The 13,768-nt window shown below is 66.0% G+C and carries 14 protein-coding genes and 1 pseudogene; 11 read left to right on the forward strand and 4 right to left on the reverse strand.

Annotated elements, in window-relative coordinates:
• The first annotated feature begins 16 nt into the window (after positions 1-16).
• From JOF57_RS22750 to JOF57_RS22760, 3 genes are all read left to right on the forward strand, one after another.
• A complete protein-coding gene (locus JOF57_RS22750) occupies positions 17-2,212 on the forward strand; it encodes an acyl-CoA dehydrogenase family protein (RefSeq protein WP_209920282.1) in 2,196 nt (731 codons plus the stop codon).
• A 65-nt stretch (positions 2,213-2,277) separates the two neighbouring features.
• Entirely contained in the window at positions 2,278-2,565 is a 288-nt protein-coding gene (locus JOF57_RS22755; protein ID WP_209920285.1) for a hypothetical protein, read from the forward strand.
• Between the two features lie 17 nt (positions 2,566-2,582).
• On the forward strand, positions 2,583-2,894 hold the full coding sequence (locus JOF57_RS22760; protein WP_209920288.1) for a hypothetical protein: 312 nt from the start codon (positions 2,583-2,585) through the stop codon (positions 2,892-2,894).
• On the opposite strand, the gene JOF57_RS22765 is transcribed toward JOF57_RS22760, so the two are convergent.
• Genes JOF57_RS22765 through fadD2 form a run of 3 tightly spaced genes read right to left on the reverse strand, consistent with a single transcriptional unit; the run spans position 2,877 to position 6,325 of the window.
• Positions 2,877-3,752 (reverse strand): SDR family NAD(P)-dependent oxidoreductase, encoded by an 876-nt coding sequence (locus JOF57_RS22765; protein WP_209920292.1) that lies wholly within the window; start codon positions 3,750-3,752, stop codon positions 2,877-2,879. The genes JOF57_RS22760 and JOF57_RS22765 overlap by 18 nt on opposite strands.
• 48 nt (positions 3,753-3,800) lie before the next feature.
• Positions 3,801-4,583 carry an SDR family NAD(P)-dependent oxidoreductase gene (locus JOF57_RS22770; protein ID WP_209920294.1) on the reverse strand — a complete coding sequence of 261 codons (783 nt, stop codon included), beginning with the start codon at positions 4,581-4,583 and terminating at the stop codon, positions 3,801-3,803.
• 41 nt (positions 4,584-4,624) lie between these two features.
• Positions 4,625-6,325: a long-chain-fatty-acid--CoA ligase FadD2 gene (fadD2, locus tag JOF57_RS22775; RefSeq protein WP_209920297.1), complete on the reverse strand. Its 1,701-nt coding sequence runs from the start codon at positions 6,323-6,325 to the stop codon at positions 4,625-4,627.
• Positions 6,326-6,379: 54 nt separating this feature from the next.
• Between fadD2 and ligD the strand changes: the two genes are divergently transcribed.
• From ligD to JOF57_RS22800, 5 genes are all read left to right on the forward strand, one after another.
• Positions 6,380-7,618 (forward strand): non-homologous end-joining DNA ligase, encoded by a 1,239-nt coding sequence (gene ligD / locus JOF57_RS22780; protein ID WP_209920301.1) that lies wholly within the window; start codon positions 6,380-6,382, stop codon positions 7,616-7,618.
• 8 nt (positions 7,619-7,626) lie between these two features.
• Complete coding sequence (locus tag JOF57_RS22785) at positions 7,627-8,361, forward strand: (Fe-S)-binding protein (protein WP_209920304.1); 735 nt, start codon at positions 7,627-7,629, stop codon at positions 8,359-8,361.
• Entirely contained in the window at positions 8,358-9,788 is a 1,431-nt protein-coding gene (locus JOF57_RS22790) for a LutB/LldF family L-lactate oxidation iron-sulfur protein (RefSeq protein WP_209920307.1), read from the forward strand. The genes JOF57_RS22785 and JOF57_RS22790 overlap by 4 nt, the downstream gene beginning before the upstream one ends.
• A complete protein-coding gene (locus JOF57_RS22795) occupies positions 9,752-10,414 on the forward strand; it encodes a LutC/YkgG family protein (protein WP_209920309.1) in 663 nt (220 codons plus the stop codon). The genes JOF57_RS22790 and JOF57_RS22795 overlap by 37 nt, the downstream gene beginning before the upstream one ends.
• Positions 10,415-10,541: 127 nt before the next feature.
• The gene (locus JOF57_RS22800; RefSeq protein WP_209920312.1) at positions 10,542-10,991 is read left to right on the forward strand and encodes an STAS domain-containing protein; all 450 of its coding nucleotides are present in this window, start codon (positions 10,542-10,544) and stop codon (positions 10,989-10,991) included.
• A 161-nt stretch (positions 10,992-11,152) separates the two neighbouring features.
• Here the strand turns inward: JOF57_RS22800 and JOF57_RS22805 are convergent, their stop codons facing one another.
• On the reverse strand, positions 11,153-12,550 hold the full coding sequence (locus JOF57_RS22805) for a DUF1254 domain-containing protein (RefSeq protein WP_234938828.1): 1,398 nt from the start codon (positions 12,548-12,550) through the stop codon (positions 11,153-11,155).
• Between the two features lie 275 nt (positions 12,551-12,825).
• Between JOF57_RS22805 and JOF57_RS31445 the strand changes: the two are divergent.
• The 3 genes and pseudogenes from JOF57_RS31445 to JOF57_RS22815 all read left to right on the forward strand — a co-directional run.
• Positions 12,826-12,921: pseudogene (locus tag JOF57_RS31445) on the forward strand (hypothetical protein); the annotation flags it as partial.
• A 166-nt stretch (positions 12,922-13,087) separates the two neighbouring features.
• A complete protein-coding gene (locus JOF57_RS22810; RefSeq protein WP_209923640.1) occupies positions 13,088-13,453 on the forward strand; it encodes a heme-binding protein in 366 nt (121 codons plus the stop codon).
• Complete coding sequence (locus JOF57_RS22815) at positions 13,450-13,767, forward strand: hypothetical protein (RefSeq protein WP_209920327.1); 318 nt, start codon at positions 13,450-13,452, stop codon at positions 13,765-13,767. The genes JOF57_RS22810 and JOF57_RS22815 overlap by 4 nt, the downstream gene beginning before the upstream one ends.
• Position 13,768 lies beyond the last annotated feature (1 nt).

Here is a 13,768-nt window from a genome sequence, read left to right on the forward strand (position 1 = left end):
CGGATGGAGGAACCGCATGCCCATTGCGATCACGTCTGAGCACAGCGACCTGGCCGACTCGGTCCGGTCCCTGGTGACGAGGGTGGCGCCCTCGGAGGTGCTGCACGAAGCACTCGAGACTCCGATCCCAAACCCCCCGCCGTACTGGAAAGCCGCGGCCGAGCAGGGGCTGCAGGGCGTCCACCTCTCGGAATCCGTTGGTGGGCAAGGCTTCGGCATCCTGGAATTGGCCATCACACTGGCCGAGTTCGGCTACGGCGCGGTCCCCGGGCCCTTCGTCCCTTCGGCGATCGCCAGCGCGCTGATCTCGGCAGGCAACCCCGAGGCCAAGATCCTCGGTGGCCTGGCCTCGGGCGAGACCATCGCGGCCTACGCCATCGACTCCGGCCTGACCGCGACCCGCCACGGTGACGGCCTGGTCGTCCGCGGCGAGGCCCGGGCGGTACCCGCCGCGGCACAGGCATCGATCCTCGTGCTCCCGGTCGCGATCGAGTCCGGCGTCCAATGGGTGGTGCTGGACGCCGCCCAGCTCGAGATCGAGCCCGTGCGCAGCGTGGATCCATTGCGCCCGCTGGCCCACGTGCGGGCCAACGCCGTCGAGGTCGAAGCCGACCGGGTGCTGTCCGACCTGAGCCGCACCCACGCCAGGGCACTGATCACGACACTGCTGTCGGCCGAGGCGATCGGTGTTGCGCGCTGGGCCACCGATACCGCCACCGCGTACGCGAAGATCCGCGAACAGTTCGGCAGGCCGATCGGCCAGTTCCAGGCGATCAAGCACAAGTGCGCCGGGATGATCGCCGACACCGAGCGGGCTACCGCCGCCGTCTGGGACGCCGCCCGGTCTTTGGACGATGCTCAGGAAGACCCCTCGGCGACAACCCATTTCGAGTTCGCTGCGGCGGTGGCCGCCACCCTGGCACCCGCTGCCGCACAGCACACCGCCCAGGACTGCATCCAGGTACACGGCGGGATCGGGTTCACCTGGGAACACGACACCAACGTCTACTACCGACGGGCGCTCGTCCTGGCGGCCTGCTTCGGCCGGGCCTCGGACTACCCGCAGTTGGTTGTCGATACCGCGACCGCCACCGGGATGCGCCCGGTAGATATCGACCTCGATCCCGACACCGAGAAGCTGCGTGACGAGATCCGCGCGGAAGTCGCTGCGCTGAAAGAGATCCCGAGCGGTACCGAACGCAATACCGCGATCGCCGAGGGCGGCTGGGTGCAGCCACACCTGCCCAAGCCGTGGGGCCGCGCGTCCGAGCCGATCGAGCAGATCATCATCGCCCAGGAATTCAGCAGCGGCCGAGTGCGGCGCCCACAGATGGGTATCGCCTCCTGGATCATCCCGTCGATCGTGGCGTTCGGCACCGATGAGCAGAAGCAGCGGTTCCTGTCACCGACGTTCCGCGGCGAAATGATCTGGTGTCAGCTGTTTTCCGAACCGGGTGCGGGTTCGGACCTGGCCAGCCTGACCACGAAGGCCACCAAGGTCGACGGTGGCTGGCGCATCACCGGGCAGAAGATCTGGACGACGGGCGCTCAGTACTCGGCGTGGGGCGCCCTGCTGGCGAGAACGAACTCGAGCGCACCGAAGCACAATGGCATCACCTACTTCCTGCTGGACATGAAAGCTCCCGGTGTCGAGGTGAAGCCGCTGCGCGAGCTGACCGGCAACGCGATGTTCAACACCGTGTTCATCGACGACGTGTTCGTGCCCGACAGCATGGTGCTCGGGGAGGTCGACCGCGGCTGGGAAGTCAGCCGCAACACCCTGACCAACGAGCGGGTGTCGATCGGCAGCAGCGAGCCGCCGTTCTTGGCCAACCTCGAGCAGTTCGTGGCCTTCCTCGGTGCGGGCCAGTTCGACCAGATCGACCAGAATCGCGCGGGCCAGCTGATCGCCGAAGGACACGCCGCCCGGGTGCTCAACCTGCGGTCCACCCTGCTGACATTGGCCGGCGGCGATGCCATGCCGGCCGCGGCGATCTCCAAACTGTTGTCGATGAAAACCGGTCAGGGCTATGCGGAGTTCGCGGTGGCGACCTTCGGCACCGACGGGGCGATCGGGGATCCCGAGCAGGAATTCGGCCGGTGGGCCGAGTACCTGCTGGCCAGCCGCGCCACCACGATCTACGGCGGTACCACCGAGGTTCAGCTCAACATCATCGCCGAACGCCTACTGGGCCTGCCCCGCGATCCGTAACGTTCTCCGCGGTGTCAGGCGTACCGTCGAAATAGGCGGCTACCAGAAACGGTTGACACTCAACGATGAGCACGTCACGACTACGCATTCTGCGCCCGATGCTGTTGGGCGCAGTGGCGCTGTCGGTCGTCATCGCGCCGACCGCCGGGTGGGGACAGGTCTCCGCGGGGCCCACCGAGATCCAGGCCGACCCATGTGTGAACGGCGTGATCCCGTGGAACCCCTACGTGGTGAACTGCAATCTGCAGCCCAGGCCACCCCGGATACGCGGGTCCGCGCCCGATGCCGGCGCCATCATTGCCTGCCGAGACCGCCCGGGCTGCCTGGCCTGGTACATCAACGGCCCGCCATGACCAGGTGAGCTGAAGCCATGGGTAGCGACGAGGACGATGTCGAAAAGCGTTGGCACGACCCGGAGATGTTCCGCTCGGCGGTGGGTTACGTGGTCGCCGTCGTCGCCGTTGCCGGCTTGGCGCTGACGTTCTACGCCTTTGATCACTCCGTGCTCTCGGCGACGCTGGTTCCCACGATCATGTTCGTCGGCGGGCTCGGGGCTTTCATCCGGACCTATCAGGTGTGGAAAGCCGAGGGCACCTGGCCGATCTGGCACGGCGCAGGCTGGTTCCTGCTGGCGGCGTCGTTGATGTGCCTGGCTGTACCGGGTTCAGCGATGCTCTCCTGATGCACCCTTACTGAGTGACGCTTCCACAGCACGGGCCCGGGTGATCGCCGTCTTCGCGAGGCGCAAGGCCAGCCGCGGCGACAACCGCTCCAGGTACCAGAGCAACTTCCACCACGCGGGCACGATGATGGTCGCGTCACCCCGCTTGACCGCACGCACCACGCGGTCGGCAAACACGTCAGGAGCCATGGGCCGCAACGGCTCCCAGACCTCCTTCACGTACTCCTCATCGCTGGCCACCGGCGCCTTGATCCGCCCGAACTTGCCACCGGCGAGGATCGGGGTCCGGACCACGCCGGGGCACAGCGCCGAAACCAGCACGTTGTGCCGCTCGGCCTCGACTCTCAACGTCCGTGAGATGGAGACGACGGCATGTTTGGTGGCGGCGTAGCTTGCCTGGCCCGCGCCTGACATGAGACCTGCCATCGAAGCCGTGTTCACGATGTGACCACTGCGCTGTCTGATCATGATCGGGTAGACGGACTGGATGCCGTGCACCACACCACGCAAGTTCACATCGAAGACGTCGTTCCAATCATCGAGCGTGTACGAATCGACCTCGCCGGCGACCCCGATGCCGGCATTGTTGAACAGGTAGTCGATGCGGCCGGACTGCTGCACGATCTCTGTGGCAATCCGTTCGAACGAGGCGAAGTCGCGCACGTCGAGCTCGATCGCGTGGGCTGTCGCGCCGCTCTCATCGAGCCGGCGGGCGAGATCCTGCGCGGCGTCGGTCTGCCTGTCGGCTATCCAGACCTCAGCGCCTTCCCCGGCCAGTCTGGTCGCCAGCGCCGCACCGATACCGGAGGCACCACCGGTGATGACGGCGACCTTCCCTGCCACACTCTGCACCCCCATGACCGCAGAATACGTTCGATCTTGCGGTCCCGCCGGGGGTTGCGCTCCTTAGGGCAGGATCGAGTCGACGTAACCACCGTCGACCCGCAACGCCCCACCGGTGGTGGCCGATGCCAGCGGAGAAGCCAAGTAGGTCACCATGTTCGCGATCTCCTCGGGCTCGATCAGCCGCTGGATCAGCGACTGCGGCCGATGCTTGATCATGAACTCCCGCTGCGCCTCATCCCACGGCAGCGATCTGTCGACGAGTTGGTAGACGAAGTCCTCGACACCCGCCGTATGAGTCGGTCCGGCGATCACCGAGTTCACGGTCACGCCGGTACCCGCTGCCTCCTTGGCGAAACCCCGCGATACCGCGAGCAGCGCGGTCTTGGAGACGCCGTAATGGATCATCTCCGCCGGCGTGACGATGGCCGAGTCACTGGCGATCTGGATGGCCCGGCCCCAGCCCCGCTCGGTCATCCCGGGCAGGTAGCTGCGGATGAGTCGCACCGAGGCGAGGACATTCACGTCGAAGTAGGTGCGCCACTGGTCGTCGGTGATCTCCAGCGGCCGCACGGCACCGAAGATGCCGAGGTTATTCACCAGGATGTCGACGTCGGGCAGCTGACGCAGCAGCTCGGCCGTCCCGTCCTCGGTGGAGACGTCGGCGGCTACGCCCAGGACATCGAACTCGCCGAGCTTGGCGACGGCTTCATCGACCCGTCCCGACGTGCGGCCGTTGACGGCAACCCGAGCACCGCTACGTGCCAGCTGCTCGGCGATCGCCAGCCCGATGCCTTGCGTCGAGCCCGTGACGAGTGCGGTCTTTCCGGAGAGGTCGATGTTCACGCGCCAGTACTACCTCCATTCGACGCGAACTATTCCGCGAACTATTCGATGTCCCGCAGCTCACGCTTGAGGATCTTGCCGGTCGGGTTGCGCGGCAACTCGTCGAGGAACACCACCTCACGCGGCACCTTGTACCGCGCCAGATGCTCTTTGACATAGGTCTTGATCGCGTCTTCGTCGATCGTGGCGCCCTCGGCCTTCACCACGAAGGCCTTCAGTCGGGCACCCCATTCCTTGTCCTCGACACCGAGTGCGGTGGCCTCGATGACATCGGGGTGCCCGCTGATCAGATCCTCGACCTCGGCGGGGAACACGTTCTCTCCGCCGGAGACGATCATCTCGTCGTCACGGCCGCTGACGTAGAGCAGGCCGTGCTCGTCGAAGTATCCGACGTCGCCGGAAGACAGCATGCCGTCGATGATCTCCTTGCCCCCACCGCCGGTATATCCCTTGAACGGGAAGGTGTTTCGCACGAAGATCCGGCCTACCTGGCCCGCCGGAAGCTCCTTGCCGTTGTCGTCGATGATCTTGACGGTGATGCCCTTGACCACCGGTCCGACCGTGGACGGGTTGATCGACAGGTCCTTGGGACGCGCGATGCTCGCGAAGGCGATCTCGGTCGATCCGTAGAGGTTGTAGATGACCGGCCCGAGTTCTTTGAGTGCGCGGGACGCCAATTCCGCACCGAGCTGCGATCCCGAGACGAACACGATCCGCAACGACGACAGATTGGGCTTGGGCTGCATCTGCTCGAGGTGGTCAAGCATGCGCGAAAGCATCACGGGCACCACTACCATCGCCGTGACCTGGTGTTTCTCCACATCCTCGAACACGGTCGCCGGTTTGAAGCGGCGGCGGAGCACCAACGTGGAGCCGAGCATCATCGCCATCGTGGCGTGCAGGAACCCGAGCGCGTGGAACATCGGCGCGGGCAGTGACGTCACCTCACCGCCTTTGAACGGGACATGGGACAGCACTCCCCCGATCGGGGCGAGTGACGGCGGGGCGGCCCGGTTGGCGCCCTTGGGCGTTCCGGTGGTGCCGCTGGTCAGGATGATGATCGCGGGATGTTTGGTCGCCTTGGGTGCGGGCCGGCCGTTGCTGCGCGCGATGACGTCGGCCAGCGTCTCGTCGGTGCTGCCGGACGGGTTGTCGCCTCGGCCGGAGCCCGAAGATTCAGCACTGTCCGGGTTGACCCCCAGCGCCCGGAGCCTTCCCAGTGCCGGTTCGGCATGTGCCACGGCAGCGGTGTACTCGTCGTCGTAGATGATCACCTTCGCGCCTTCGCGCTCGCAGACCTCCTTGATCTGCGGCCCCGAGAACTCGGAGTTGAGCATGATGATCCGGGCTCCGACGCGGGCCGCGCCGTATTCGGCGATCAGGAACCAACGGTGGTTGCGGGCCAGGATGGCCACGCCGTCGCCGCCCCGTACGCCCATCGTGAGCAGTTCGTTGGCTACCGCATGTGCCGCTGCGTCGAGCTCACCGAACGTCAGCTCGCCCTCGTCGTCGATGACCGCGACGCGGTCGGGATGCCGACGCGCGTTGAGCGCAGGGATCATCCCGATCTCGCCCCAGATTCGGATGTCGTTCAGCATGGCCGCGATGTGCTGCGGCGCTTCCAGCCGTAACGCGCCCGCCTCCAACATCTTGCGCGCATAGTGCAATTCGGCCGCGCCCCGCTCTGCGTACTGTTTGGCTTTCGCGGTGAGGTTCGCCGGCAGATCAGACAAACTTGGCATGTCGCCACAATATGTGACATCTATCGCACCAGGGGCGGTAACTAGCATGTGGTGATGGCCGGTGCACTGTCGCTGGAGATCGACGGCCTGGTGGTCGCCGTCAGCAACCCTGACAAGGTGGTTTTCCCTGACGCGCAGGTCACCAAGCTGGACCTGATCAACTACTACCGGTCCGTCGCCGACGGTGCGCTGCGCGGCGTCTACGGACGTCCGATGATCCTCAAGCGGTTCGTCAAGGGCATCGCCACCGAAGCCATCTTCCAGAAGCGGGCGCCGGAGAAGCGACCGGAGTATGTGGACGTGGCCGAGCTCAAATATCGGTCGGGCACATCAGCCAAGGAAGCGGTGCTGCGCGACGCCGCGGGCCTGGCGTGGGCGGTGAACCTGGGGTGCGTCGACTTCAATCCCCATCCGGTGCGAGCCGACGATCTCGACCATCCCGACGAACTGCGGGTCGACCTGGACCCGATGCCCGGGGTCGACTGGTCGCAGATCGTCGATGTCGCTCAGGTCGCGCGCCAGGTACTGGAGGAGCACGGCCTGACTGCGTGGCCGAAGACCTCGGGCTCGCGCGGCTTCCATATCTATGCGCGCATTCAGCCGCGGTGGCCGTTCACCAAGGTGCGACTGGCCGCCGAGACGCTGGCCCGCGAGGTGGAGCGACGCGTTCCCGATCTCGCTACGGCCCGCTGGTGGAAGGAGGAACGGGGCGCGCGGGTTTTCGTCGACTTCAACCAGAACGCCAAGGACCGCACGGTGGCCTCGGCCTACTCCGTGCGCGCCACCCCCGACGCCCGGGTGTCCACCCCGCTGCGCTGGGACGAGGTCGACGGTTGCCGCCCAGAGACTTTCACGGTCGCCACCGTGCCCGGCCGGTTCGCCGAGATCGGCGACCCGTGGGAGGGCATGGATCTCGCGGTCGGCGAGTTGGACCCATTGCTTGCCCTCGCCAAGGAGCTCGGCCCGGCCGAGAAGGCACCCAAGGGTGGACGAAGCGGTGACGGCCGGCGTGTTTCTTCGATGCCGCTGATCGAGATCGCCCGCACCAAGACCAAAGACGAGGCGACGGCAGCGCTGGACGTGTGGCGCGAACGCTATCCCGCGGTGGCCGAGCGACTGGAGCCCGTCGACGTCTTACTCGACGGGATGCGCGGCCCGAGTTCGATCTGGTACCGGGTGCGGATCAACCTGCAGCACGTGCCCGAGGCCGAGCGTCCGCCGCAGGAAGAGTTACTTGCCGACTACAACCCGTGGGAGCACTACCGCGGCGCACAATGGCACCAGGATTCATAGGAGTACGCATGCGAATCGCCCTGTTCGCGACCTGTCTGGCGGATGCGATGTTCCCACCCGCGGCGATCGCCACGGTGCAGCTGCTTGAGCGCCTCGGCCACCAGGTGGTCTTTCCGCCTGGCCAAACCTGTTGCGGCCAAATGCATATCAATACCGGCTATCTCAATGAAGCCACCGCACTGGTGCGCAACCACGTCGAGTCCTTCGAATCCGCGAACTGCGATGCGGTGGTCGCACCTTCGGGCTCGTGTGTGGGGTCGGCCCGCCACCAGCATGCGATGGTGGCCCGCCGGGCCGGCGACGAGGACCTGGCCACGCGCGCGGAAAGATTGGCCACCACCACCTACGAGCTGTCCGAGTTCCTGATCGACGTGCTCGGTGTCGACGACGTCGGCGCCTACTTTCCGCACCGCGTCACCTATCACCCGACCTGCCACTCACTGCGCATGCTCGGGGTGGGCGACAAGCCGCTGCGCCTGCTGCGCAACGTGCAGGGAATCACTCTCGTGGCGCTGCCGGAAGCCGAATCCTGTTGCGGCTTCGGCGGAACCTTCGCGATCAAGAACTCCGACACGTCCACCGCCATGCTGGCCGACAAGATGGCCCACATCGCAGAAACCGGCGCCGAGATCTGTAGCGCCGGGGATTCGTCGTGCCTGATGCACATCGGCGGCGGGCTGAGCCGGCTGCGCTCCGGGGTGCGTACGGTGCACTTGGCCGAGATCTTGGCGGCCGAGGCATGACCACATTCCTGGGCACCCCCGGCGTCGGCAATCTCCGTGGCGACGAACCCTTCCCGAAAGCCGCGCGCACCGCGTTGGCCGATTCCCAACTGCGCCGCAACATCGGCCACGCCACCCACACCATCCGGACCAAACGGCTTGCCGCGGTGGCCGAATGCGATGACTGGGAGCAGTTGCGCGCCGCGGGCAGCGCCCTCAAGCAGGACGTCATGGCGCGGTTGCCCGAGCTGCTCGAACAACTCGAGGAAAACGTCACCCGTCGGGGTGGCGTGGTGCACTGGGCCCGCGACGGTGACGAGGCCAACCGCATCGTCGCCGACCTGATCCGCGCCACCGGGTCCGACGAAGTGGTCAAGGTCAAGTCGATGGCCACCCAGGAGATCGGTCTCAACGAGTACCTGGAAGCCCAGGGCATCGCCGCGTTCGAAACCGACCTGGCCGAGCTCATCGTGCAACTCGGCCACGACAAACCCAGCCACATCCTCGTGCCGGCCATCCACCGCAACCGGGCCGAGATCCGCGAGATCTTCCTCCGGGAGATGCCCGACGCCGGAGAGCTCACCGACGACCCACGGGTGCTGGCCATGGCGGCCCGGGCCCATCTGCGGCGCAAGTTCCTCACCGCGAAGGTGGCGATCAGCGGGGCGAACTTCGGGATCGCCGAGACCGGCACGCTGGCCGTGGTGGAGTCCGAAGGCAACGGCCGGATGTGCCTGACGTTGCCGCAGACGCTGATCACCGTCATGGGCATCGAGAAGGTCGTGCCGGCGTTCACCGATCTCGAGGTTTTCATGCAGTTGCTGCCGCGCTCGTCGACCGCGGAACGGATGAACCCGTACACCTCGATGTGGACCGGCGTGCACCCCGGCGACGGGCCCCAGGAATTCCACCTGGTCCTGCTCGACAACGGTCGCACCCGGGTGCTGGCCGATGAGGTGGGGCGCGCGGCCCTGCACTGCATCCGGTGCAGCGCATGCCTGAACGTGTGCCCGGTCTACGAACGCACCGGCGGCCATGCCTACGGCTCGGTCTATCCGGGCCCGATCGGGGCGATCCTTAGCCCGCAGTTGACGGGGACCACGGGTCATCGCGATCCGAACGCCAGCCTGCCGTTCGCCTCGTCGCTGTGCGGGGCGTGCTTCGAAGCCTGCCCGGTGTGCATCGACATCCCGACGATCCTGGTCCACCTGCGTGCCGAGCAGGTGGACTCCGAGCGCAGCGTCCTTCCGTCCGGGCAGGATCTGGCAATGAAGGCCGCGGGCTGGGCGATGGCCGGTGCGGGCCGACTGATCGCCGGGCGCGATCACCGCATCTCGACACTGCCCTGGCCGGCCTCCAAGTGGACCGCCAGCCGTGACATTCCCGAGCCGCCCGCCGAGACGTTCCGGCAATGGTGGAACCGCACCCACGAGGGAGGCCGGGCGTGACGTCTGAGGCGAGGGCCGCGGTACTCGGCCGGGTCCGCGGCGCCCTGGCCGCAGCACCCCCGCAGGCGGTCACGGTGCCGAGGGACTACCACCGTGACCCGCTCACCGGTGCCGGCGACATCGAGCGGTTCGCCGAGACTGTCGCCGAGTACCGGGCGCGGGTCCATCGCATCGGAGCCGACGCGATCGCGTCGACCGTGCTCGGGTTGATCGGGCCCGACGCCACCGTGGTCATCCCGGCTGATCTGCCGTCCGAATGGGTGACCGGGCTGACGACGGTCCGCGACACGCCCGCCCTGGGTGTCGAGCAACTCGATCGAGTCGATGCGGTGCTGACCGGATGCGCGCTGGGCATTGCCGCGACCGGGACGATCGTCCTGGACGCGGGTCCGGGCCAGGGGCGGCGGGCCTTGACCCTGGTTCCCGACCATCACCTCTGTGTGGTCCGCGCACAGCAGATCTACGACACCGTGCCGCAGGCATTCGCCGAGCTGACACCGACGCGGCCGCTGACCTTCATCTCCGGGCCCAGCGCCACCAGCGACATCGAACTGCAGCGGGTAGAGGGCGTCCACGGACCCCGAACTCTGGACGTGCTGATCGTGGCGAACCCTACTGACGGGTAGTCGCGAATGTTCTTAGCAAAGCATTAACGCTGGCTCCCCGCCGCCTTAGATTGCCCGCATAGCGTGATGTTCAGGTTGACGCGACGGAGCTCAGCCAGAGCTCAGGAAAGACGGCGGGAGGCTGATCATGACATTCACGAACAACACCCCTGCATTGGATCGACACTTTCGGTACGGGAACTCGGCAGTCATCTGCGGAGGCGCATCGATGCGCGCGCAGTGCCGCCAACTGGCGACAGTGGTGACCGTCAAGGGAGATATCGACAGCTACAACATCGACCAGATCGGGTCGTATGTGAACAGGTTCATCCTTGCGGAGAAGCCATTGGCACTCGATCTGAGTGGCGTGAACAGCTTTTCACCGCAGGCGATCTCACTGTTCTACGACATCGATGACCGGTGCGGCGCACTCGGTGTGGACTGGGCGGTCATCGCCAGCCAGCCGGTTATCGCCGAGATCCGCGACCAACAGGTAGGCGTGCCGCTCAGCTCGTCGGTACCCGAAGCCCTGCATCACTTCGCCGAAGGCAATACGGCACGTCGCCGGTTGCTGCCCCTGCTTATCAAGAGCGCCTGAGAGAAAGGCCACGCAATGTTGATCGATGTTCGCTGGTTGACCCGCCTGCTTCGCAATCGCCACCGGGCGGTGCGCATCTAAACCCAACGCACACCAGACACAGCGAAACGGCTGCCAGACCTTGGTCTGGCAGCCGTTTCGCTATTGGTGGCGAATCCCTGTCACCGGACTTTCGTGACTACAGGCGGTTTCCAGGTCCCGCCGATGATCGACGGCGGGGTTTCCTTGGGCCAGTAGAGGCGCAGCATCAGATTGAACTTGCCGGCCGGAGCGGGCAGCCAGTTGGCTTCCTTTCCCTGTCCCGGGTTGTCGTGCTGCAGATAGAGGTCGACCGACCCGTCGGGATTGGTAACGAAGGGGTTCCGCTGGCTCAGGGTGTAGCGGTTGAGCGGATTGTCGACGAAGAAAAAGCCCTCGTCGTACATCGTCAGTGACCAGAATCCGTTGACGGGCGGGAACTGGCCCTTGTCGAAGTGCACCGTGTACTTGTTGGCACCGTCGAAGGCCTGGCCGTCGGCATCGGCTTCCGAAGTCGGGTAGACCGCATCCTGGGGCCGGTTGGCACCCAACCCGATCGCGGTGATCACGGCGCGCTGCAGATAGTCGGTTCCGTACTCACCGGTCTTGGTGGTGAATCGCCAGCCGTTGACGTCATCCCAGTCCTTGGCGGCGGCCATGACCTTGTCGACCCCGTCCTTGGGAATCGACTGCAAGGCCGCGGCGACATCGGAGCCCAGCTTGCCGAGGTCGAACTTCTCCCCGGGGACGATGCCGAGCTTGGCCATCTGGTCGACGATCGGCTTGTCCGCCTCAGCGGGTGGGTTGTCCTTCATCAAGGTGGCCATCAGATTGAAGTAGTCCTCGGCGCTCAGGTTGTTGACCTGATCGCGAACCGGGGTCTTCATGTCGATGGCCGGATCGACCTTGCCGGCCGGCGGGGTGTAGGGCTTGCCGTACGAACTGAGCGGCACCAACGAGATCGCGTCCTGCAGCTTGTGCACGGCGGCGTAGTCCTCGGGCGTGCCATCGCAGTAGATGCGTCCCAGCAGCCACACCGTCGAGGTCGGCGACTTGTATTCCTTCACGCCGGCGGGCAAGGTGCCCTTCCAGCCGGGACCGGTGATGGCGTAGGTCTGCGGACCGGTGCCCGTGGTGCGCTTCCCCGGTACCTCGAACACGTTGGTGTAGCCGTCGAGCATCGGGAACAGGTAGTAGCGGTCGCTTGCCTCCGGCAGGCTCAGCACCCACGGCTCATTCTTGACGTCGATGAATCCGTTTGTGTAGAGCGTGTCCGCGTTCGGCGCGGTGACATCGCGGAACTGCGCGTTCGGGTACTCACGCATCCGCATCAGCTGACCCATCGGAGCACGGGGCGACTCGACCTTGTCGACGTTGGTCATGACGCGTCGCGTCATCTCGACGGTGACCAGGGAGTAACCGTAGACGTACGCATCCAGGGCGATGGCCTTGGCTTCATCGGGCGACAGCTGCCCGGATCCGGATTGTCCAGGCTTTTCAGGCGACGACGGAGAGCATGCCAGCGTGGCCATCATCAACATCGTGGCGCCGAGCGCAACCAGCCATTTGGCCGTCCGCCGATCCTTTTTCACGAAAAGTCGTTCCTCTCTTGGGTTTTCTGCTGGTTGCATGCAGACACCGCGCCCCTCGTCTCCATAAGAATGGGGCTGCGCGGCCGACCACTGGTGTGGCAAGCCGCGCAGCCGATTCACCCCGACCCGGGAATTACTGTGCAGCAAACTGTCAGCTTCTGTCTTGATATTCTGGGACAAATCTTTGACATTGAGGGATATGGCCGTGATCCGGGGCACGGCCCGAGCAAAGCGTCCTCACCCGCTCCTGCAAACGCTGGTTCGGCACCACTCCGACGGCCTATCGCAACGCCCGGCTCACGGCACGGCCGCGACCCTAAACGCTGGCACACCAAGACAAGCCATGTCCTTGCCGAACGAACGATTCGTCGCGCACACCCCATCTTCCCTGCTAAAGTTCGGCCCGCCGGGCGATGCAATCGGCACCTGCCCGCCTCGGGAAGGAGTCCCGCTGTGTCCCGCTCACTGACCACCGTGCGCTACGGAATGGTGCCCGCTTTCGCCGCCGGTGCCGTGGGGCTTATCGGTGTCGTCGGCGCGCTGCTCACCTCTGTGACAGCGACTGCCGAGCCGCCTCCGCGCCCACCCAATTGCACGGCCGCCGATCTCGCCGGTATCGCCTCCGGGGTCGCCGCCGCAACATCCACGTATTTGTGGACCCATCCGGACGTGAACGATTTCTACACAAATCTGCACGGCCGCCCCCAGGAAGAAGTGCCGGACGCCACCCGTACCTTCTTCGACGCCAACCCTCAGGCCCACACCGACCTGCTCGGGATCCGTCAGCCGATGACCGATTTCCGCGACCGCTGCGGGATCAAGCCACCCGATCAGCCCCTAGGACAACGATGAACACCCCAACGCCTCGATCATCATGGCGTCGCGCGGCCACGGTTCTGCTCGCCTTCACCGCCCTGCCCGGCGCCATCGTCCTGGCCGCCCCGGCCGGGACCGCCAGCGCCGACGTCTGCGCCAGTGCCGGACGCCGGATCTCGGTCGGCGGGTGCGTGAACGTAGCCGACGCCGTCGCCCCATACGTTCCGCCGCCGGCCTACTACGCCCCGCTCCCGGAGGACGCGCCACCGCCGCCGCCCCCGCCGGGTTCGAACGTCAACGGCTGCATCGGCTACAACGGCCGGTGGGTCCACGCGGGCGGTTGCAACTAGC

Source organism: Mycolicibacterium lutetiense, from assembly GCF_017876775.1.
Lineage (GTDB): Bacteria > Actinomycetota > Actinomycetes > Mycobacteriales > Mycobacteriaceae > Mycobacterium > Mycobacterium lutetiense.

Bases quoted from the DNA above. Each gene is read 5' to 3' on its own strand.
- JOF57_RS22750 (WP_209920282.1), top strand. From the start codon at position 17: ATGCCCATTGCGATCACGTCTGAGCACAGCGACCTGGCCGACTCGGTC.
- JOF57_RS22755 (WP_209920285.1), top strand. From the start codon at position 2,278: ATGAGCACGTCACGACTACGCATTCTGCGCCCGATGCTGTTGGGCGCA.
- JOF57_RS22760 (WP_209920288.1), top strand. From the start codon at position 2,583: ATGGGTAGCGACGAGGACGATGTCGAAAAGCGTTGGCACGACCCGGAG.
- JOF57_RS22765 (WP_209920292.1), bottom strand. From the start codon at position 3,752: ATGGGGGTGCAGAGTGTGGCAGGGAAGGTCGCCGTCATCACCGGTGGT.
- fadD2 (WP_209920297.1), bottom strand. From the start codon at position 6,325: ATGCCAAGTTTGTCTGATCTGCCGGCGAACCTCACCGCGAAAGCCAAA.
- ligD (WP_209920301.1), top strand. From the start codon at position 6,380: ATGGCCGGTGCACTGTCGCTGGAGATCGACGGCCTGGTGGTCGCCGTC.
- JOF57_RS22785 (WP_209920304.1), top strand. From the start codon at position 7,627: ATGCGAATCGCCCTGTTCGCGACCTGTCTGGCGGATGCGATGTTCCCA.
- JOF57_RS22790 (WP_209920307.1), top strand. From the start codon at position 8,358: ATGACCACATTCCTGGGCACCCCCGGCGTCGGCAATCTCCGTGGCGAC.
- JOF57_RS22795 (WP_209920309.1), top strand. From the start codon at position 9,752: ATGGTGGAACCGCACCCACGAGGGAGGCCGGGCGTGACGTCTGAGGCG.
- JOF57_RS22800 (WP_209920312.1), top strand. From the start codon at position 10,542: ATGACATTCACGAACAACACCCCTGCATTGGATCGACACTTTCGGTAC.
- JOF57_RS22805 (WP_234938828.1), bottom strand. From the start codon at position 12,550: ATGTTGATGATGGCCACGCTGGCATGCTCTCCGTCGTCGCCTGAAAAG.
- JOF57_RS22810 (WP_209923640.1), top strand. From the start codon at position 13,088: ATGGTGCCCGCTTTCGCCGCCGGTGCCGTGGGGCTTATCGGTGTCGTC.
- JOF57_RS22815 (WP_209920327.1), top strand. From the start codon at position 13,450: ATGAACACCCCAACGCCTCGATCATCATGGCGTCGCGCGGCCACGGTT.